13 protein-coding genes are annotated in these 19,915 nt (G+C 63.3%); 10 read left to right on the top strand and 3 right to left on the bottom strand.

The window, feature by feature from the left end; all coding sequences use genetic code 11:
* Positions 1 to 2 precede the first annotated feature (2 nt).
* Entirely contained in the window at positions 3 to 734 is a 732-nt protein-coding gene (locus tag DEH80_RS10590) for a pyridoxine 5'-phosphate synthase (protein ID WP_109720464.1), read from the top strand.
* On the opposite strand, the gene DEH80_RS10585 is transcribed toward DEH80_RS10590, so the two are convergent.
* On the bottom strand, positions 731 to 3,355 hold the full coding sequence (locus tag DEH80_RS10585; RefSeq protein WP_165831419.1) for a hybrid sensor histidine kinase/response regulator: 2,625 nt from the start codon (positions 3,353 to 3,355) through the stop codon (positions 731 to 733). The two genes, DEH80_RS10590 and DEH80_RS10585, sit on opposite strands and share 4 nt — an antisense overlap.
* A 91-nt stretch (positions 3,356 to 3,446) precedes the next feature.
* Here DEH80_RS10585 and cysM point away from each other — a divergent pair, with 91 nt between their 5' ends.
* From cysM to DEH80_RS10540, 9 genes are all read left to right on the top strand, one after another.
* Positions 3,447 to 4,352, top strand: coding sequence for a cysteine synthase CysM (gene cysM / locus DEH80_RS10580; RefSeq protein ID WP_109720462.1), 906 nt, complete (start codon positions 3,447 to 3,449; stop codon positions 4,350 to 4,352).
* Positions 4,349 to 5,707, top strand: coding sequence for a 23S rRNA (uracil(1939)-C(5))-methyltransferase RlmD (gene rlmD, locus DEH80_RS10575; protein ID WP_109720461.1), 1,359 nt, complete (start codon positions 4,349 to 4,351; stop codon positions 5,705 to 5,707). Before cysM ends, rlmD begins: the two co-directional genes overlap by 4 nt.
* The gene (locus tag DEH80_RS10570) at positions 5,697 to 6,170 is read left to right on the top strand and encodes a CYTH domain-containing protein (RefSeq protein ID WP_109720460.1); all 474 of its coding nucleotides are present in this window, start codon (positions 5,697 to 5,699) and stop codon (positions 6,168 to 6,170) included. Before rlmD ends, DEH80_RS10570 begins: the two co-directional genes overlap by 11 nt.
* A complete protein-coding gene (locus DEH80_RS10565; RefSeq protein ID WP_109720459.1) occupies positions 6,167 to 6,649 on the top strand; it encodes a L,D-transpeptidase in 483 nt (160 codons plus the stop codon). Before DEH80_RS10570 ends, DEH80_RS10565 begins: the two co-directional genes overlap by 4 nt.
* Positions 6,646 to 7,629, top strand: a complete 984-nt coding sequence (gene nagZ, locus DEH80_RS10560) for a beta-N-acetylhexosaminidase (protein ID WP_109720458.1) — start codon at positions 6,646 to 6,648, stop codon at positions 7,627 to 7,629. Before DEH80_RS10565 ends, nagZ begins: the two co-directional genes overlap by 4 nt.
* The gene (locus DEH80_RS10555; protein ID WP_109720457.1) at positions 7,620 to 8,750 is read left to right on the top strand and encodes a mechanosensitive ion channel family protein; all 1,131 of its coding nucleotides are present in this window, start codon (positions 7,620 to 7,622) and stop codon (positions 8,748 to 8,750) included. Before nagZ ends, DEH80_RS10555 begins: the two co-directional genes overlap by 10 nt.
* Positions 8,747 to 9,304, top strand: a complete 558-nt coding sequence (locus DEH80_RS10550) for a hypoxanthine-guanine phosphoribosyltransferase (protein ID WP_109720456.1) — start codon at positions 8,747 to 8,749, stop codon at positions 9,302 to 9,304. Before DEH80_RS10555 ends, DEH80_RS10550 begins: the two co-directional genes overlap by 4 nt.
* Entirely contained in the window at positions 9,304 to 10,044 is a 741-nt protein-coding gene (locus DEH80_RS10545) for an S-methyl-5'-thioinosine phosphorylase (protein ID WP_109720455.1), read from the top strand. The genes DEH80_RS10550 and DEH80_RS10545 overlap by 1 nt, the downstream gene beginning before the upstream one ends.
* Before the next feature lie 162 nt (positions 10,045 to 10,206).
* The gene (locus tag DEH80_RS10540; protein WP_109720454.1) at positions 10,207 to 15,474 is read left to right on the top strand and encodes an EAL domain-containing protein; all 5,268 of its coding nucleotides are present in this window, start codon (positions 10,207 to 10,209) and stop codon (positions 15,472 to 15,474) included.
* 23 nt (positions 15,475 to 15,497) lie between these two features.
* Here the strand turns inward: DEH80_RS10540 and DEH80_RS10535 are convergent, their stop codons facing one another.
* Together DEH80_RS10535 and mfd are read right to left on the bottom strand one after the other, a co-directional pair.
* Positions 15,498 to 16,298 (bottom strand): CsiV family protein, encoded by an 801-nt coding sequence (locus DEH80_RS10535; RefSeq protein ID WP_109720453.1) that lies wholly within the window; start codon positions 16,296 to 16,298, stop codon positions 15,498 to 15,500.
* A 23-nt stretch (positions 16,299 to 16,321) separates the two neighbouring features.
* Entirely contained in the window at positions 16,322 to 19,843 is a 3,522-nt protein-coding gene (gene mfd, locus DEH80_RS10530; protein ID WP_207774561.1) for a transcription-repair coupling factor, read from the bottom strand.
* Between the last annotated feature and the right edge of the window lie 72 nt (positions 19,844 to 19,915).

Below are 19,915 nucleotides of genomic sequence, written 5' to 3'. Positions count from 1 at the left end.
TCATGAGCCATCCTCCGATTCGCCTGGGCGTAAACGTCGATCACGTTGCAACCATCCGCCAGGCCCGCTGCACGCTGTATCCAGACCCGGCCGAGGCCGGTCTGCTGGCGGCCCATGCGGGGGCAGATGGCGTGACGGTGCATTTGCGCGAGGATCGTCGCCATATTCAGGAGCGCGACGTTCAATCCCTGGCGCAGCAGTTGACCATTCCATTAAACCTGGAAATGTCGCTGGCCGATGACATGCTCGATTTTGCAGTCGCTGTGGCACCGCCGCATTGCTGCCTAGTCCCGGAGCGTCGCGAAGAGTTGACGACGGAAGGCGGCCTGGATGTGGCCGGGCAGCAAGCGCGGGTGCAGGCGGCGGTCAAGCGCTTGGCCGACGCCGGGGTGCGGGTGTCGCTGTTCATCGATCCCGACGCGCGCCAGCTTGAAGCGGCGCTGGCTGTCGGCGCACCTGCCATCGAAATTCACACGGGCGAATATGCCGACCACCCGGAGCAAATGGACGCCCTGGCGGCTGATATTTGCGCCTTCGCGCAGCAAGCCAGCCGCGAGGGGCTGGAGGTCCACGCCGGCCATGGTCTGCATCTGGACAACGTCGGACCCATCGCGGCCATTGGCGAGATCGTGGAACTGAACATCGGCCACTTCCTGATCGCCCGCGCCTTGTTCATCGGATTGCCGGCCGCCGTGGCCGAGATGAAGCAGCGCATGGTCGCCGCCCGCAGCTAGACCGGATTGGGGCGCGACTGTTGCAGCTTGAGCAAATAGGCGTCGACCTGCGAAGACAGGGTGCTGCGTAGCGGGTCGAGCTCGCCGAGCGCGTCGCTGTCTTCCAACGCCGCCAGACGCGCTTCCAGCCGGCGCGAGATTTCGCGTAACGAGTGGAGCTTGTAAAACGCAGCGGTGCCGTGCAGCTGATGCACCGCGTCGTAGACCTCACGGGTGTTCTTGCGCTGCCAGGCCTGCTGAATGGCGTCGAGCTGCAAGGGCAGTTCTTCGAGCAGCATGTCGCGGAGTTCCGGGTCTGCGGTGAGCTCCAGTTCTCCCGACGTCGACTGTTCGGTTAAACGGAGCATATGGCGAATCAGAACCCGGTCCTCTGCGCTTTTCTCCAGCACGCTGTCGGCACCCGCCTGTTCCCAGCGCTCACGAAGCTCGGGCGAGACGCTGGCGCTCAGGCCGATAATCAGGAATCCCTTGCCGCCATCCAGGGCCCGGAGTGCACGGGCCGTGTCGACACCATCACGCCCCGGCATCCGGTGGTCGAGCAACACCACACTCGGCGTGTGTTGCTGTGCCATTTCCAGGCCGGTGTCGCCGTCTGTTGCCTCCAGGACCTGCGCGCCATTGTCTTGCAGGCTACGCACGATCAGGCGTCGATTGGTGACGTTGTTTTCCACGACCAGACAGCTAACGCCTTCCAGCGGTCTGCGCTGAGGTTCTGCGCTGTATTCCAGGGCGCCGATCAGCTCGCGATACAGCGATTCGCGATCCACGGTCTTGGGTAACGCGGCATTGGCGCCCAGGTCTCTGAGGCGGGCCAGGATTTGATGGTCGATGCTGGTGACCAGCACGACCACCGGGGCGTGGCGGCGATGACCCTCCTGCAGCAGGGCATGGAGCCAGCCATCGGTGACCTGTGCCGCGGTGACCCCGACCAGGATCAGATCAGGCGGGCGACGCGTACTGCGGAGTTGTGCAGAGGCCAGCGCGGGATCATCAAACTCCGTTAGTTCGGTGTTCCAGTACTCCAGGCAGTGGCGCAATGCGAGACGCGCGGTTGCATGTCGGTCCAGCAACCAGACCTGTCGATGTTTCAGGCCGGTCCAGGCCAAGGGTTGGTCGGGCCGCCGACTCTGCTTGCCAATACGCATCACCGCCTCGAAGCGCGACCCCTGGCCCTCCGTGCTGTCGAACTCGATTTGACCGTCCATCATGCGCACGATTTGCCGCGAGATGCTCAGTCCAAGGCCGGTGCCCGGCTGAACGGCGGCGTCGCCGTGATCAGCCCGGTTAAACGCATGGAACAAGCGCTGCTGCTGTGCTTCCGGGATGCCGATACCGGTGTCGCTGACCTGAAAACCCAGGACAACATCGTCACCCAGGTCTTCGCGGCTCATGACCCGCAGGACCACCTCGCCGTGCTGTGTGAATTTGATCGCATTGGACAGCAGATTGGTGAGCACCTGTTGAATCCGCGCTGCGTCACCGCGCAGCCGACGTGGCACGTCGTGGTAGATGATGTGGACCAGTTCCAGGTCTTTTTCATAGGCCAGCGGCGCGAGCAGGTTGATGGTGTCTTCGACGGTGTCCAGCAGGTTGAACGCCACCTCATTGAGCGTGAGCTTGCCGGCTTCGATGCGACCCCACTCCAGCCAGTCATTGATCAGGGTCAGCAGCGACTGAACCGATCGCTTGATCTGCAGCATGGACTCGGTAGTGGCCGCGTCCGGCTGCTGGCGCAGGATGAGGTCGGTTTGGCCCAGGATCGCGATTAGCGGCGTGCGCAGTTCATGCGACAGCCCCGATAACAGCTCGCGGCGCGAGTCGGCCAGCGTGACGGCACTGTCGCGTTCGGTCTCGACCTCGCGTACCCGGCGCCGCAGGCGGTTCAGGTCAGCATGGAGTTTGTCGGTGGCTTGCAGCACATGGGTGCGCAGGTGGTCCCGGCTGTATCGCAGTCGCTCGCTCAGCAGACGGATAGAGCCGGCGGCATCGGCATAGGGGGGCGGCAGCCGGGTGATTTCGTGGGCATCTTCACCGCGGACCAACCGGCGCAGCGCCAATTCCAATTCATGCGCCGGACGGCTGAGCCGAACCCTGACCAGGATGAGTACAGCCAGTGCAATGAGGCCTATTCCGGTGGACAGGCCCAGCAACTGACGAAAACGCTGGACAAACTGCGGGTCCGCAATGGGTGCGGCCAGGCCGATTTCGAGCAAGAAGGGCTCTCCGGCGTCAGCCTCGGGCGCCACGACACGCCGAACACTGCCAGCTGGTGCCGTCGCACCCATCAGTCGAAGCAAGCCGCCGACCAAACCTGGGACCGCGTCGGGCTCAGCTGCGGCCCAATGGCCCAGACGCTGCTCTCGCGGGTCCAGTAGCGTCAGATGGCGAATGCCCACCAGCCCCTCAGCGAGCCGGGCCAGCTCGGTGGTTTCAATACGGTCCGGTCCGCTTTGCGCGCTCTCGTAGATCAGACCGGGGGTGATGGCGCCGAGCCGGGTCTGCGCAAAGCGATAGTCGGCGACATGGCCGCGCAGCAGTGCCGCGGTCATGGCGAGCCAGACGGCGATCACGGGAAACGTGATGGTGCCGAAACCAATGCGTGTGTTGAGCCCCTCCTGCATCCAATCAGTATGAACGATCAGCCGCTGTGGCGACGGATCTGAGCGGGATTGGAGGCGAACCTGTCGAACGCATTCGGTAGAATCCGCCGCCATGACAATTCCCACGCTCGACGCCACCATCGGCAACACCCCGCTGGTTCGTATTCAGCGCCTGGATCGCCACCTGCGACATCGGGGCAATCAGATTCTCGCCAAGCTGGAAGGCAACAATCCCGCAGGCTCCGTGAAGGACCGCCCCGCCCACAGCATGCTGCGCTACGCCGAGGCGCGTGGCGAGATTCAGCCCGGCGATACCCTGATCGAAGCCACCAGCGGTAATACCGGTATTGCCTTGGCCATGGTCGCGGCCATGCGCGGTTACCGCATGGTCTTGATCATGCCGGAGAACGCCAGCGCAGAGCGGACGGCCACCATGCGCGCTTTCGGCGCGGAGATCGTGCATGTCACCCGTGCCGAGGGCATGGAGGGCGCGCGTGATCTGGCGACGCGAATGGAACAGGCCGGGGAGGGCAAGGTGCTGAACCAGTTTGCGAACCCGGACAATCCCCGCGCGCACTTTGAGGGCACGGGCCCGGAGATCTGGCAGGCCACCGACGGGCAGATCACCCACTTTGTCTCCTCCATGGGCACGACAGGGACCATCATGGGCTGCTCCCGGTATTTCAAACAGCAAAATCCCGATATCCAGATCATCGGCGTGCAGCCGGAGGGAGAGTCCAGCATCCCGGGCATACGCCGCTGGCCACAGGCTTACCTGCCCGCCATTTTCGAGCCGGGCCGTGTGGATCGAGTCATGGATGTCGCAGCGGCCGACGCGGAGCTCATGACGCGGCGACTCGCAGCAGAGGAAGGCATTTTTGCAGGGGTGTCTTCCGGCGGGGCCATGCAAGTGGCACTGCGGTTGGCCGAGGAGTTGGAGAACGCCACGATTGTGAGCATCGTCTGCGATCGCGGAGACCGCTATCTATCAACTGGCGTATTCGGAGCCATCGAGTGAGTCGGCGTCGCCGCCGGCCGCAGCCTGCCGGGCCCTTTGAAACCACAATCACGGCCCTGGCCAACGATGGTCGTGGAATTGGCCGCGTGCCCGAGGCCGATCCCGCTGCCGATCCGGGCAAGGTCATTTTCATCGACGGCGCGTTACCCGGCGAGTCCGTCACCTTCATGCGCGTACGCAATCGCTCGGATTTCGCCGAGGGTCGCCTCGAATCCGTACTGACGCCATCGGCAGATCGGATCGAGCCACCCTGCGTTCACGCGGGCTACTGCGGTGGCTGCAAGCTGCAGCACCTGGACCCGCAAGCCCAGTTGCGTGAAAAACAGCAGCAACTGCTGGATGCCTTGACCCGTATTGGCCGTGTCACGCCAGACACCGTATTGCCGCCGCTGACCGGCCCGACGCTTGGTTATCGGCGACGGGCCCGTCTATCGGTTCGGGACGTGCCGGCCAAGGGCCGTGTATTGGTGGGGTTCCGCGAGCGCGACAAACCCTACGTTGCCGATATCGAGGCATGCGAGGTGATTGTTCCCGAGCTGGGGCACCGATTGATGGAGTTATCGGAAGCCTTGGGGCGGCTGAGCATTCGGGCCGAGATTCCGCAAATTGAAATCGCCTATGGCGACGACAGTGCTGCGTTGACGATTCGCTGCCTGGCAATGCCCACCGAGGCGGATCGAGCCGAACTCCGGCGGCTGGAACAGATGCTTGATGTGCAGATTTACCTGCAGCCTGGCGGACTGGACAGCATCGAACCGCTGGACCCGCCAGCTCGGCCACTGAGCTATCGGCTGCCTGAAGATGACATCACGCTGGCCTTCGAGCCCCAGGATTTCATCCAGGTCAACGGTCCCATCAACCGTCAGCTGGTCCTGCAGGCGTTGGACGCGCTTATGTTGAAACCCGGCGACCGCGTGCTAGAACTGTTTGCCGGTTTGGGTAACTTCACGTTGCCCATCGCCCGTCGGGGCGCGCTGGTGCATGCGGTGGAAGGTGATGCGGCGTTGGTGGCACGCGCGGATGCCAATGCCCGGCGCAACGGCCTGGACGCGCAGATCACGACCGAGGTGGCGAATCTCTTCGAGGCAGCTGCGGATTGGCAATGGCCGGGTCAGCATTTCGATGTTGCCCTGCTCGACCCGCCCCGTGCCGGTGCGGCGGAATGTCTGGACGCGCTGGCGGCGACCGGCGTGCAGCGGGTGGTGTATGTGTCCTGTCACCCGGCCACCCTCGCCAGAGACGTTGGTCGCCTGGTGCATGACCATGGCTTTGTCTGTGAGCAGGCCGGGGTGATCGACATGTTTCCGCAGACGGCCCATGTCGAGTCGATGGCGGTGCTCAGTCGTGGCCATTGAAATCGAGCGCAAATTTCTGGTGTGCGGTGAGGGCTGGCGTGATCAGGTTCGGCATTCCTCGCCCATGGCCCAGGCGTACCTCAACGATGCGGGGCGGGCTTCTGTTCGGGTGCGCATCGAAGCGGAGCAGGCCACGTTGAACATCAAGCAGGCGGTTGCCGGGGCGCAACGCCTGGAGTTTGAGTATCCGATTCCGCTGGTTGATGCACAGCAACTCATTGCTGAGCTGGGCGGCGGGCGCATCGAGAAGCAGCGTCACCGGGTGCCGGTCGGTGAACAGGTCTGGGAAATTGATGAGTTCTTCGGCGACAACGCGGGGCTGATCGTGGCAGAAATCGAACTGCCAAGTCTGCAGGCCACGTTCGAGCGTCCGGGCTGGTTGGGCGACGAGGTGACCGAGGATTCGCGCTACTACAACCATGCCCTGGCTCAACATCCGTACAAGGACTGGGCGGCGTCATGAGGCCGCATATTGTCGTTGATCTGCGCGCGCAGCAGCTGCGTTGGCACAGCGGAACGGTGCAGCGCTGCTACCCGGTGTCCACGGCCCGTAACGGTCCGGGTGAACGCAACGGCAGTCTTTGTACACCCCGAGGCCGGCATCGGATTCGCGCCAAGATCGGGGCCGGTCAGCCATCGGGTGCGGTGTTTGTCGGGCGACGCCCCACCGGGGAGCAATATGACGAGGCGCTCGCTGCAACGGCCCCCGAGCGCGACTGGATTCTGACGCGCATTCTCTGGCTTTGTGGTGAGGAACCGGGAGTGAACCGCGGAGGAGACGTCGACACCATGCGCCGCTATATCTACATCCATGGCACGCCGGACAGCGAGCCCATGGGCGTGCCGGCATCCCATGGCTGTATCCGAATGCGCAATGCCGATGTGATCGACCTGTTTGATCGCGTGGACTGTGGCACGGCGGTGGAGATTGTGGCGCCATGAGCTTGATGGTCGACGTACAGGGATTGAGCCTGGATGCGGCTGATCGCGAACTGCTCCAACATCCGGAGGTCTCCGGCTTCATCCTGTTCGGGCGCAACGTCGAGTCCGTGGAGCAGGTGGCGGAGCTGGTCCGTCAGGTCCGCGGGGTGCGACCGGATGTATTGATTGCCATCGACTACGAAGGCGGGCGGGTGCAGCGCATCCGCACCGGGGTGACCCGAATTCCCCCGATGCAGTTGCTTGGCGCGCAGCCGGAGGCCGAGCAGCTCGCCTACGATGCGGGTCTGGTCATTGGCGCCGAATTGGCAGCGCTGGACATCGACGTGCCGTTCGCGCCGGTTGTCGACCTGGACTACGGCTGTAGCTCGGTGATTGGCGATCGGGCGTTCGCCACCGAGCCCTCACGGGTTGTCACGCTGGCGCAGGCCTTGATTCAGGGGCTGGATGCAGCCGGCCTGGCGGCCACGCTCAAGCACTTCCCCGGCCATGGCGCCGTGGTGCCGGATTCGCATCTGGAGTTGCCGGTCGACGCGCGGGCGGCCGAGTGCATCGCCGAGCGGGATCTGCGGCCATTTGCCGAGCTCATCCGGCAGGGGGTGCCGTCGGTCATGACTGCGCACGTGGTTTACAGCACCGTGGATGATCGTCCCGCCAGCTTCTCCCCGGTTTGGATCGGCGAGTGGTTGCGCGGTCGCCTGGGGTTCTCGGGCTGCGTGATCAGCGATGACTTGACCATGGCTGGCGCCGCCGCGGTCGGGTCACCTAGTGATCGGGTGCGGTTGGCGACCGAGGCGGGCTGCGACCTGCTGCCGATGTGTAATAGCCGCGCGAATGTGGAACAGGCGCTCACGGCCATGCCAGCCGCGGAACCGTCGGGTGCCCGGCAGCGCGTCCGGGCGCTGCGCCGGCGTGAGCGTGTGGTCGCCCCGGAGCAGCTGGAAGCGGCGCGGCGACGTTTGGAGGCTATTTCGTGGACCTGACAACGCTGTTCGGCGATTTCATCAGCCTTTATCGCGACCGCGGCTGGATTGGGCAGGCTGCGGCCATTGTCACCGTCGTCGTCCTGATCAACCTGGCGATCCGCGTCGTGCTGCGCCGCGCTCAGCGAGTGGCCGCGCGATCGGCCACGATCTGGGACAACGCCGTGCTCGACGCCCTGGGTCGCCCCCTGCGTTGGCTGGTCTGGGTGCTGGGCATCGGAATGGCTGCCGAACTCGTGCCGGCCGAGGATGCCCCGCAACTCGCCGAGTGGGTGCCGGTGTTGCGCAAGGTGCTGGTCGTCGGACTGTTGACCTGGTTTCTGCTGCGGCTGGTCCGACAGGTCGAGCAGGGCCTGGATGCCCTGCAGCCGGCGGTGGATCACACGACGGCGGATGCCATTGCCAAACTGGTCCGAATTGTCGTCCTGGTGACGGCCGGTCTGGTGATCTTGCAAACCGTTGGCATCTCGATCTCCGGCGTGCTGGCGTTCGGCGGGGTGGGCGGGATTGCCGTCGGTTTTGCAGCTCGGGACCTGCTGGCCAACCTCTTTGGTGGCCTGACCATTTACCTGGATCGTCCGTTCTCGGTTGGGGACTGGATTCGCTCGCCGGACCGAGCCATCGAAGGTGTGGTTGAGCGGATTGGCTGGCGCTCCACGGTCGTGCGCCGCTTCGACAAGCGTCCCTTGTATGTGCCCAACAATGTCTTTACGACCGTGGTGGTGGAAAACCCGTCTCGCATGACCAATCGTCGCATCTACGAGACCATCGGCCTTCGCTACGACGACGCTGGCAAGGTCGGGGCCATCACGGATGCCGTTCGTGAGTACCTGCGACAGCATGAGGCGATTGATCAGGACCAGACCATTCTGGTGAATTTCAATGCGTTCGGAGCCAGCTCGCTGGACTTCTTCGTCTACTGCCTGACGCGAACCACGGACTGGGGCGAGTATCACGCGATCAAGCACGAGGTGTTGCTGCGCATCGAAGCCATTATTGCCGAGCACGGCGCTGAGATTGCTTTTCCGACGCAGACACTGCACGTGGCGCCGGGCGAACTGCCGGCGCAGGCCGGCCTGCCGACGGCCAACGAACCCGACGGACCGAGATCGACTGCATGAACGAGCAACGGGAGCGGGCCATACGCGCCCGGCAACAGGCGGACTGCGTGGTTGCGGCACCGGTGATCGCATCGGCCTACCGCCGGCTCGCCCAGCAGATTGACGCCGCGGTCGGCGCCGACGATCCGGTGATTCTGGTCGTCATGAATGGTGGGCTGGTGCCGGCGGCCGGGATTCTCGCGCATCTGCCCGGGGCGCTGACGGTGGATTACCTGCATGCCACGCGGTACCGCGGTCAGACTCGCGGGGGCGGGCTGGAATGGCGCGTTCCACCGCCTGCTCATGTTCGTCATCGAACGGTGGTTGTCATCGACGACATTCTGGATGAGGGCTATACCCTGGCCGCGATTCAGCAGGCCTTGCGGACCGCAGGTGCCGCGCAGGTGCGTACGGCGGTGCTGGCGGACAAACAGCATGAGCGCCGCTGTGCGCAGGCGCGGGCGGACTGGGTAGGGGTCACCGTACCGGATCGTTACGTGTTCGGCTGTGGCATGGATTTGTACGGTTACTACCGCCAGTTGCCGGCGATTTACGCCGTTGCGGAGAGCGCCTGATGCTCGGGGTGATTGGCGGCACAGGCCTGAATCAGGTGGAGGGGGTCGAGATCATCGAGACCCGCTCCCTGTCCACGCCGTGGGGGCAGCCATCGGCACCTGCCCAGCGCTTGCGTTGGGCGCAGGGGGAATGCTGGTTCTTGCCGCGTCACGGCGAGGGCCACACGCTCGCGCCTCATCGCATCAACTATCGCGCGAACATCCATGCACTCCGTCTGCTGGGTGTGCGCCGCGTACTGGCAGTCGCTGCGGTCGGCGGCATCGCACCCTCGCCGGGTCCAGGCGATCTGGCCCTGGTCGAGGATTTAATCGACTACACCTGGGGCCGGGCACATAGCTTTGCTGATGGGTTGGCGGGGCCACTCCAGCACATCGAGTTCGCACCGCCATTTGACCCCGCCTGGCGGGCGCAGGTGGCCGACTGCGCGACCCGCTGCGGTGTGCCACTGGTTACGGATGCGGTGCTGGGCGTCACCCAGGGGCCGCGATTGGAGACCGCGGCTGAGATTCGCCGACTTGCCAAAGATGGCTGCACGCTGGTGGGTATGACGACGATGCCGGAGGCCGCGCTGGCCAAAGAGGCCGGGTTGTCCTATGCCACGCTGGCCGTCGTCGTGAATCCGGCCGCGGGCACCACCGATGGCTCCATCCATGCGGCGATCGAGGCCTCGCTGGGCGCGGGAATGGCGCAAGTCCACCGCGTGCTGGAAGCCCTGGTCGGCGCAACGGATCAGGCTTGAAATCCACCGTATGCAACTAATTGATTCCAAACGGTTGCAGATTCAGTTTTGACTGAATGCTGTTGATTCAGGCACCGACGGCCGAGTTCCACTAATCAATGATAATCTGCCCCGCATACTGCGCCGCTTCGACGGCGTACTTCGGGACCAGGGTCAAGCAGCATGACGAAAAAGGGCAGCGGCAATACGCGTCGCGCGTCGAACAAAAACGATTCGAAGGCAGTATCCGAGGCCAAGCCAGAGCCGGTCGAGGAGGGTGAACTCACTGCGATGACCGCGGCGGACGAAGCCGCCGTGGAGAGCGGTCAGGGTCTGGTCATCGACGGTGATGCGCTGGAGACCGAAAGTCCGCTGCCGGGAGCCGACGAAGGCGCCGTTATTGTGGTGGGGATCGGGGCCTCCGCGGGCGGATTGGAAGCTCTCAAAGAACTGCTGTCCGAACTCCCCCAAAGCCGCAGCCTGAGCTACGTGATCGCTCAGCATCTTTCGCCCACCCATACCAGCTTGCTGCGGGAACTACTGCGACCCGGCACGGACCTGGCGGTCTGTGACCTAACCGATGGTCAGGCTCCGGCACCGAATACGATTTACGTCACGCCGCCGAATCACGATGTGTTGTTGCGTGATGGCGTCTTGCGGCTGTCGACCCCCAAGGCCAGCGTGGGGCCCAAGCCTTCGGTGGACGCATTCTTCCGGTCTCTTGCGGATTCTTTGGGCGAGAACACCGTCGGCATCATCCTCTCGGGCACGGGATCGGATGGCTCTGCGGGTATACGTGCGATCAAGGCCGCCGGTGGCGTGACCATCGTGCAGGACCCCAGTACCGCCAAGTTTGATGGCATGCCGCGCGCGGCTATTCAGACCGGGGCGGTCGATATGGTCATGGTCGCCCACAAGATGGGCGAGGCGCTGGAGGGGCTGGCATCCACGCCGGCTGCGCTGCGCCGCGTGTTGCCGGAAGACAACGACAGCAATGCGTACGGACGTATCTCGTCATCGGTCCGTCGGGCGACAGGGTTTGACCTGAGCCACTACAAGCCTTCCACCATCAACCGGCGTATCCATCGCCGCATGGGTCTGCGCAAGGCGCATAGCCTGGAAGACTACGCCGAGCTGGTCCGGACAGATTCGGAGGAAGCCGGGCTGCTGGCGCGCGATGTACTCATCTCGGTCACATCGTTTTTCCGGGATCCGGATGCATTCCAGGCCCTGGCCGAATCCTTGCGGTCGGTCTGGGAGACCAAGCAGGCCGACGATGTCTTCCGGGTCTGGGTACCGGGCTGCGCAACCGGCGAAGAGGCTTACACCATCGCCATCCTGTTGTCGGAGTTGTCGCGGCATCAGTCGAATACGCCGGAATATCTGATTTTTGCCACGGATCTGGACGAAGACGCGGTCACCTTTGCCCGGACCGGTGTGTTCCCGGAAACCTCGGTCGAGGGCGTGCCCGACCAGCTGCGCAGCCGCTATTTCGAACGCCAGGGACGGACCTACCAGGTCAAGAAATTCCTGCGGCAGAACATGGTTTTTGCTTCACAGAACGTGGTCGAGGATCCGCCCTTTTCCCGTGTTGATCTGATCAGCTGCCGCAATCTGCTGATCTACTTCAATCGTGAGATTCAAAAGCGCGTGCTGCTCACCTTCCACTACGCCATGCGCGCCGGTGGATTGTTGTTTCTGGGGAGCTCCGAATCCATCGAGCTGCATCGTGACCTCTTCTCGACGCTGAACAAGAAAGGCCGTGTTTTCCAGCGCAAGGATGCGTCCACGCCGAACTACGTGCCGGTCATTCCGAAGCGCTTCCCCGAAGAGGCCACTCAGGAGAAGGAAGGGGGCGGACGTCAGCGTCGCGGCCGTGAGCTCAGCTCGCTCAGCCTGCGCTTCACGAACCTGCTGATTAACGAGTACTGCCCGCCGACGGTGGTGATCGACAATCAGGACAATACGGTTCACTTCTCTGGCGATTTACACCCCTTCCTGAAGTTCCCGCAGGGGCCGGCTGACCTGCGGATCTACGACCTGGTCGCAGACCCGTTCAGACCGGAATTGCGTGCGCTGCTGCACCGCTGCCGGCGTGAACGCACCGTGGCCAAGGGCACGGTGTTCCATCTGGGCGAAGGTGTAGACCGACGTCGCATCGTGCCGGTGGTCCGGCCGATGATGATTGATCAACCCGATTATGTGGCGCTGTCATTCGAGACCGCCGCGGTTCCGGCCACCGAAGCGCTGGCCTTCGATGACAAGGATCAGCGTGACAACCTGATCATTGCCGAGTTGGAGCGTGAACTGGCCAGCACACGCCAGCACCTGCAGACGGTCGTTGAAGAGCTGGAAACATCCAACGAGGAGCTGCAGTCGCAGTCCGAAGAGCTGCAGTCCGCCAACGAAGAGTTGCAGTCGACCAACGAAGAGTTGCAGACCTCGAACGAGGAACTGCAGTCGACCAACGAAGAGCTGATGACCGTCAACGACGAGCTTCAGAACAAGTCGGGTGAGCTGGAGGCGATGGCTTCGGATCTGGCCAACGTCAAGAACAGCCTGGACTACCCGCTGCTGGTGCTGGATCGGCGTCTGCATGTCACGCACTACAATTCAGCGACCGAACGCCAGCTGGCCCAGGATCACCTGGAGCCCGGTGTTTCGGTTATTAGCGTTGACTGGAACATCGACATGGAGAGCCTGCTGCCACGGTTCCGCCATGTCATGAAGTCGCGCGAACCCTTCGAACGCCCGATTACCTCCGCTGACAACCGGGTCTTTCAGCTGCGGTCGGTGGCCTATATTCGCTCCAATGGCGATGTCGACGGCGTCGTGCTCACCTGCATTGACGTGACCGACCAGCGTGAAGCGGATCGCCGCGTGCAGCTAAGCGAGGCCCGCCACCGTGCCTCGTTCACCAGCAGCCCGATCGGCCAGGCAATTCTTGACAGCGATTTCGTCATGCGGGACGTGAACCAGGCCCTGCGTGACATGGTCGAGGTGCCGGCCTTGGTGGAAGAGGGCAAACCGTTGTCGTCGATGCTGGGCGGAGAGAGCTTCTCGGCCGTGCAGCGCGAGGCCGCTGACATCCGCGAGGCGCGTCAGTCCAGCGCGCAGCTAGAGGTCCAGTACCAGGGGCACAACGGCGAGCAGCGCTGGGCAGAAATGGCGCTGGGTAGCATTCGCGGCACAGGGGATGAGGCCCGTTACGTCATGCACTTGCGCGACATCAACACGCGCAAGCAGGACGATGAACGCGTTGCAGGTGAGAACCGTCGCCTGGGCCTGCTACACGGCCTGTCGTCGCGCATCGCCAATCGTCACCACACCCAGGAGATTATTGATGGTCTGCTGGAGTTGCTATCGGAGACCTACGATGACGTGACGGTCTCGTTCGGGCTGCTGGAAGACCGCCACCTGGTGACCCGGTCCCAGCGGCCGGCGTCAACCCGCAAGTCCCCGCGCAAGCTGGACCTTGAACTCGCGCCTGAGCTGCGCGACGCCGTTTTGTCGGGCGGCCGGACCGTCGTGGCTCAGTCTCTGGACACCTCAGGGCCTTATCACGATCTTGCCAAACGCCTGAAGAAAGACAAGATTCATGCGCGGGTCGATGTCACGGTGCGCATCGATGGCGCCCAGGCGGGCGCGCTGACGCTGGAAGGCGAGGGCGTGGCCAGACTGAGCGAGCAGGATCTCGACAGCCTCACGGCCGCCGGCGAACTCGTCACCATCTCCTTGCGAAATGCCCGGTCTCGCGAGGTCATGGAGCGTGTGCTTGCCGACCTGGCTGATGAGAAGCAGCGGGCGGATGTGACGCTGGGGGCCATCGGCGATGCCGTGGTCAGCACCAACGCGGATGGCCGCATCACCTACGTCAATCCCATGGTCGAACGCCTGGTCGGCAAGGCCGAGGACGCGTTGATGAACATGCCGGTTGAGGCCTTGTTCGAACTCCGTAGTGTCGAGGGTGAGGAGAGCGCCGAGAACCCGGTCCGCAAGGCGTTGGAGTCGCAGGCACCGGTCGAGTATTACGGTAACGAGTACTACATCCAGCATCCCGATAACCGGCGGGTGTTCGCCGACATCTCCTGCAAGCCACTGGTGGTCAGCGACGGCGAGATGATTGGTGCGGTTGTGGTGATGCGTGATGTCACGGAACAGCGCCTGTTGGCTGAAGAGCTGTCTTTCCGAGCCCGGCATGATGCGCTGACCGGGCTGACGAATCGGGACGAGTTCGAGCGCCGACTCAAGGCGGCGTTCATCGAGAGCCATGCCGAAGCCGCGCAGCATGTGGTGGCGTTCGCGGATTTGGACCAGTTCAAGGTCATTAACGACACCTGCGGGCACGCGGCTGGCGACGAGTTGCTGCGTCAGCTCGCGGTGCTTATCCGATGCAAGCTACGTCGGTCGGATACGCTGGCCCGGCTCGGCGGTGACGAGTTCGGCATCATCCTCGACCACTGTGAACTGGAAGCGGGCAAGCCCATTCTGGAGCAGGCGCTGGAGGCGATTCGAGAGTTTCGATTCGAGTGGCAGGGCAAGACCTACCAGATCACGGTCAGCATTGGTTTAACCGAATTGCACAAGCACAGCGAGTCGGTGGCCGCTGTCATGACCCAGGCCGACGCCGCCTGTTTCATGGCCAAGGAAGAGGGCCGGAACCGGCTTTATGTCTCCGGCAACGACGACGCCGAGATGTCGCGTCGACACGGTGAGATGCATCGTGTCTCGCGCATCTCCAGTGCCATCGAAGAGAATCGCTGCGAGCTGGTCTACGAAGATCTGGTCCAGGTCGATGACCGAAAGCAGGTCGCGTATCGCGAGCTATTGGTGCGCATGCGCGATGAAGACGGCAAGTTGATGACACCGGATCAGTTCATTCCAGCGGCGGAGCGGTATTTCCTGACCGGCTCGCTGGACCGCTGGGTCATCGACAATGCCCTGAAGTTCTTGGCCGAGCATCTTAAGTCTTCGCCGCCGGTGACCGCGGTCAACGTATCGGGACAAACTATCGGCGATCGGTCATTCGTCGAGTACGTGCGCGAACGGCTTAAGCACTACAAGATTCCGGGCGAGCGGTTCTGTATCGAAATCACCGAAACCGCAGCCATTGCTCATCTGCCCGAGACTGCGCGCCTGGTCTCGAGTCTTAGCGAGCTGGGGGTGAAGTTCGCGCTGGACGACTTCGGTGCGGGCATGTCGTCGTTCGCCTATCTCAAGAATCTACCCGTGCAGTACATCAAGATCGATGGCACTTTCGTGCGGCAGATGGCGGCGAACCATGTTGATCGCACCATGGTAGAAGTCATCAACCGAGTGGGCCACGAGTTCAAGCTGATCACGATTGCCGAGCACGTCGAGACGGCAGATCTCATCCCGATACTGAGCGAGATCGGCGTCGATTTGATGCAGGGCTACGAGATCATGCGTCCCACCCCGTTGGGCAAGTAGTCGGCGCCCGCGGTGATCCGGTTTTAGTCGCCGACGCGTGTGACTCGGGCGAGGACGCCAAAGCGGGGGTGGTCAAAATAGTGCAGCTCGTTTAGACGCACCCGCCGCTGCTCCTTGATGTGGAACACGCGAGCGTCCGCCTCATCGAGCAGTTGGCCCGTCTCGACCCCGGCTCCTGACTGCTGCTGGACCCACCAAAGGTCGATGTCCAGGTGCAGGTAGCGCTGGGCATACAGGCTGATCGTCCCATCCAGTTGGTCGATCCGGATCGGCTCCGGCTGGACCACACCCCAGTCCGCGGATCCGGGGGGTACTTCGGATAGCAGCTCATCGCCGGTCTCCGTGGCCGCGGTCTCGTCGGTGCCGTCCACGGATTGATCATCGGCTGTCGCGATGCTGCCGGCCGGCTCGGCCTCGCTGTAGATTTCCGAGACATACCGCCGTTCTGGCGTGGGCAAGATCTCCACCGTGACCCCATCATTCAACCGCAGCGCAGGCGCCTGTCGCCGACTCTTTCCCGCTTGGACCCAGCTCGCCCGTAGATAGGGCACGAACGCCTGGGCATTGCGGAGTCGATTCCATGCCTGATCCAGGCCGAAGCTGTCATCGGGCAGCCTACGGACACCCACGGACTGTAGTGCGCCGCTGGCGCCCAGGGCGATGCCGTTGGCCTCGAATCGATCAATGGCAGCTGATGCCTCGTCCGGCGAGCCATTCGGGGTAGCCTGGTTCAAAAAGACGATGACATCCACACGGAACTCGGAGGCCAGTGCCGGCTGCACGGTCGCGGCGATCAGTGCCGCAATCAACAAGGTGAATTTCATGATGCTAGTTTACCGCCGCCGGGCTACGCGGTCGCTTCTGCGCTGGCGGGATGCAGCTGATCCAGCAGCGCAATCATGGCGGTAAGCCTGTCACCAGGCGCCTCGTGGTCCCATTGCGCGACGATGGTTGTTGCGCCGTCGAATCGATGCTTGCGCGGATTGGACTGGATAAAGGCAATGAGGGCAGCTGGGTCCACGTCGGCTTTGGGTTTGAATTCGATACGGGCACTTCCGGCGCCGGCCTTAATTTTCCGAATGCCGATTTGCTCGCAGCGCTGCCGCAAGCCCGCCAGGGCGAACAGCTGCTCGGCCCGCTCCGGCAGCAGGCCGAAGCGGTCGATCATCTCCACTTTCAGCTCGCGGAGCGCTCCAGGCGAGGTCGCGCTGCTGATGCGCTTGTAGAGTGTGAGCCGCAGGGTGACATCCGGGACATAGTCGTCGGGAATGAGTGCGGGTACACCCAGGTCGATGTCGGCGCCGGCCGACCAGGGATCTTCATCATCGAGCGTATCGCCGGACTTCAGTGCCCGAACGGCGCGCTCCAGCAGTTGCGAGTAGAGCGCAAAGCCGATCTCCTCAATTTGCCCGCTTTGCTCTTCGCCGAGCAGCTCGCCTGCGCCGCGAATCTCTAGGTCATGTGTGGCCAGGGTGAACCCTGCTCCCAATTCGCCCAGCGACTCGATGGCTTCGAGGCGCTTGAGCGCGTCCTGCGACAGCGCGCGCATGGAGGGTACGAGTAGGTAGGCGTAGGCCCGATGATGTGACCGGCCCACACGCCCACGGAGCTGATGCAGCTGGGCAAGCCCCAACTTGTCGGCGCGGTCCATGACGATGGTGTTGGCCGTCGGCACGTCGATGCCAGATTCAACGATGGTGCTACAGACCAAAATATTGAAGCGCTGGTGATAGAAATCGAGCATCACCGATTCCAGTTCGCGCTCACGCATCTGGCCATGGGCCGTGCGAATGTCGGCCTCGGGCAGCAGTTCTCGCAGCTCACTGGCGGCCCGCTGCATGGTGCTGACTTCGTTGTGCAGGTAGTAGACCTGACCGCCGCGGCGGATCTCGCGCAGGCAGGCCTCCCGAACCAAGGCTTTATCCCAGTCTGCGACAAAGGTCTTGATCGGATTTCGCGCAGTCGGCGGCGTGGCAATAATCGATAGATCGCGTAGGCCGGCCAGGCTCATGTTCAGCGTGCGCGGAATGGGGGTGGCCGTGAGGGTGAGCAGATCAACCTCGGCCCGCAGGCGCTTGAGCGCTTCCTTGTGGCGGACACCGAATCGGTGCTCCTCATCCACGATCACCAGGCCCAGGTCCTTGAATTTGACGTCTTTCTGCAGCAAGCGATGGGTGCCGACCACGATGTCGACCTTGCCCTCGCGCATCTCATCCAACAGCGCGGTCTGCGCCTTCGCGGACCGCAGGCGTGACATCGATGCGACACGCACCGGCCAGTCGGCGAAGCGATCCATGAAGTTCTGGGCATGCTGGCTGGCCAGCAGGGTCGTCGGCACCAACAGGCAGACCTGCCGGCCATTGGAGACGGCGACGAAGGCTGCCCGCATGGCCACCTCGGTCTTGCCGAATCCGACATCACCGCAGACCACGCGGTCCATGGGATGCGGGACGGACATGTCATCGATGACGGCCTGAATGGCGCTTAGCTGGTCGGGTGTTTCCTCGAACGGGAACCCTTCGGCAAACCGGGCATAGTCCGCGGCATCCAGGTCGAAGCGATGGCCCGGTTTGGCGGCACGGCGGGCCTGGATACTGAGCAGCTCGGCAGCGGAATCGCGGGCCTTTTCGGCGGCCTTCTTGCGCACCTTGCTCCACCGGTCATTGCCGAGGGCGTGCAAGGGGGCCGACTCGGGTTCGGCTCCGGTGTAGCGATGAATGAGGTGGAGCGAACCGACCGGCACATAGAGCTTGTCTCCGCGCGCATACTCCAGGCGCAGGAACTCCATCTCCTGGTCGCCAACGGTTAGCCGGTCCAGACCCATGTAGCGTCCGACGCCATGCTCCTGGTGGACGACCGGGGCGCCGACCTTCAAGTCGGAGAGGTTGCGAAGAACGGTTTCTGGATCTCGCACGGCGCGGCGGCGGCGTGTCGCCGGTGGCTTCGAGCCGACCAGCTCTGTTTCCGTGATCACACGAATCGCCGGGTCGCGCAGGGCGAACCCCTGGGCTAGCGGAGCCACGCAGATCCCGAACGGTTTGGAGTCGCCGATAAAGCGTGACCAGCTCGGATAGCTACGGGGGGGCTGACCCAAGGGGCGGAGCAACTCCAGTAGCTCTTCGCGGCGACCCTGGGACTCCGTTAGCAGCAGCAACCGCCTGGCATCTCCGTCGTTCAACAGCTCCCCGATTCGGGTTCTGGCATGGCCGCGATCCGCTGCGGCTTCGCGGATCGGGCTGGGTTCGATGTCAAACTCCACCGCGCCGGCCTGCACGTGCGCGGCAACCTGCACCTGCGCCAGCGGCTCGAGCCATTCTTTGGCTACGGCTGGCGCGATGAACGCCTGTTCGGGCGTCAGCAATGGGCGCTCGGGGTCGACCCCCAGATTTTCATGGCGAGCCTGAATGCTGTGCCATGTCTTTTCCAGGGCATCGTCGACGCCAGCGGCGCTGACGACCGTGGTCTGGGCAGGCAGGTAATCGACGATGTGCCCGGTCTGTTCAAAGAACAGCGGCATGTAGGCCTCAATGCCTGCGGGCATTTGCCCTTTCGACACGCTCTGATAGACGCGGTGACTGGTGAGATCACCGGTGAATGCATTGCGGTACTGGCGTCGAAATCGCTCGATGCCGGCATCATCGGTTGGAAACGCGGTCGCCGGCAGTGGCTTGATCTCTGCCACCACATCCTGAGAGCGCTGCGTTTCCGGGTCGAACAATCGAATCGAATCGACCTCGTCGTCGAGCCAGTCGATGCGGTAGGGCGCCGGGCTGCCCATCGGAAACAGGTCCATCAGGGCACCGCGCAGGGCATACTCGCCGTGGCTTTGGACCTCAGCCACGGCCTGGTAGCCCGCCGACTCAAGGGTCTGGCGTAGCGCGAGCGGGGGCAGGGTCTGTCCTTGTCGGACCGATAGCGTGCTCGCCGCGACATAGGCTGGTGGCGGCAGGCGTTGTAACAGGTTGTCGGCGCCAATGATTAAAACGCCGGCCTGCAGATCCGGAATACGAGCCAGCGCTGCCAAACGCTCCGAGACGACCTCGGGCAGTGGCGACAGGGCGTCATAAGGAAGAATTTCCATGTCCGGGAAATGCAGGACAGGGCAGGCATCATCGGCGAAGAACTTGCAGATGGCCTCGAGTTGGTATGCATGTTGCTCATCTCGAGCACACAGCATCACGAGTTCATTGGAGCGACGTGCCAGCTCGATGGCGGCCAGCGCCAGACCAGGATCCGGAAGCGGATTCCAGGTTTCGACTTGACCACGCGTCGGCGTGGGTGGCTGGAGTAGGGGAGCGTTGGGTACCATGATCGGCGGCGAAGAATGGACCACGCGTGCGTCAAAGACAATCGCCGCGTAGATGTGCATCGCAACATTTTGTAATGACAGGGCCAGGCCGCATCGGGATAATGCGCCGATTCGGTGATGTCGCTCGACACA

This window comes from Abyssibacter profundi (assembly GCF_003151135.1).
In the GTDB taxonomy this organism is placed as follows: domain Bacteria; phylum Pseudomonadota; class Gammaproteobacteria; order Nevskiales; family OUC007; genus Abyssibacter; species Abyssibacter profundi.
The sequence above is the reverse complement of the archived record's forward strand: the minus strand, read 5'-3'. Positions and strand labels throughout refer to the sequence as shown.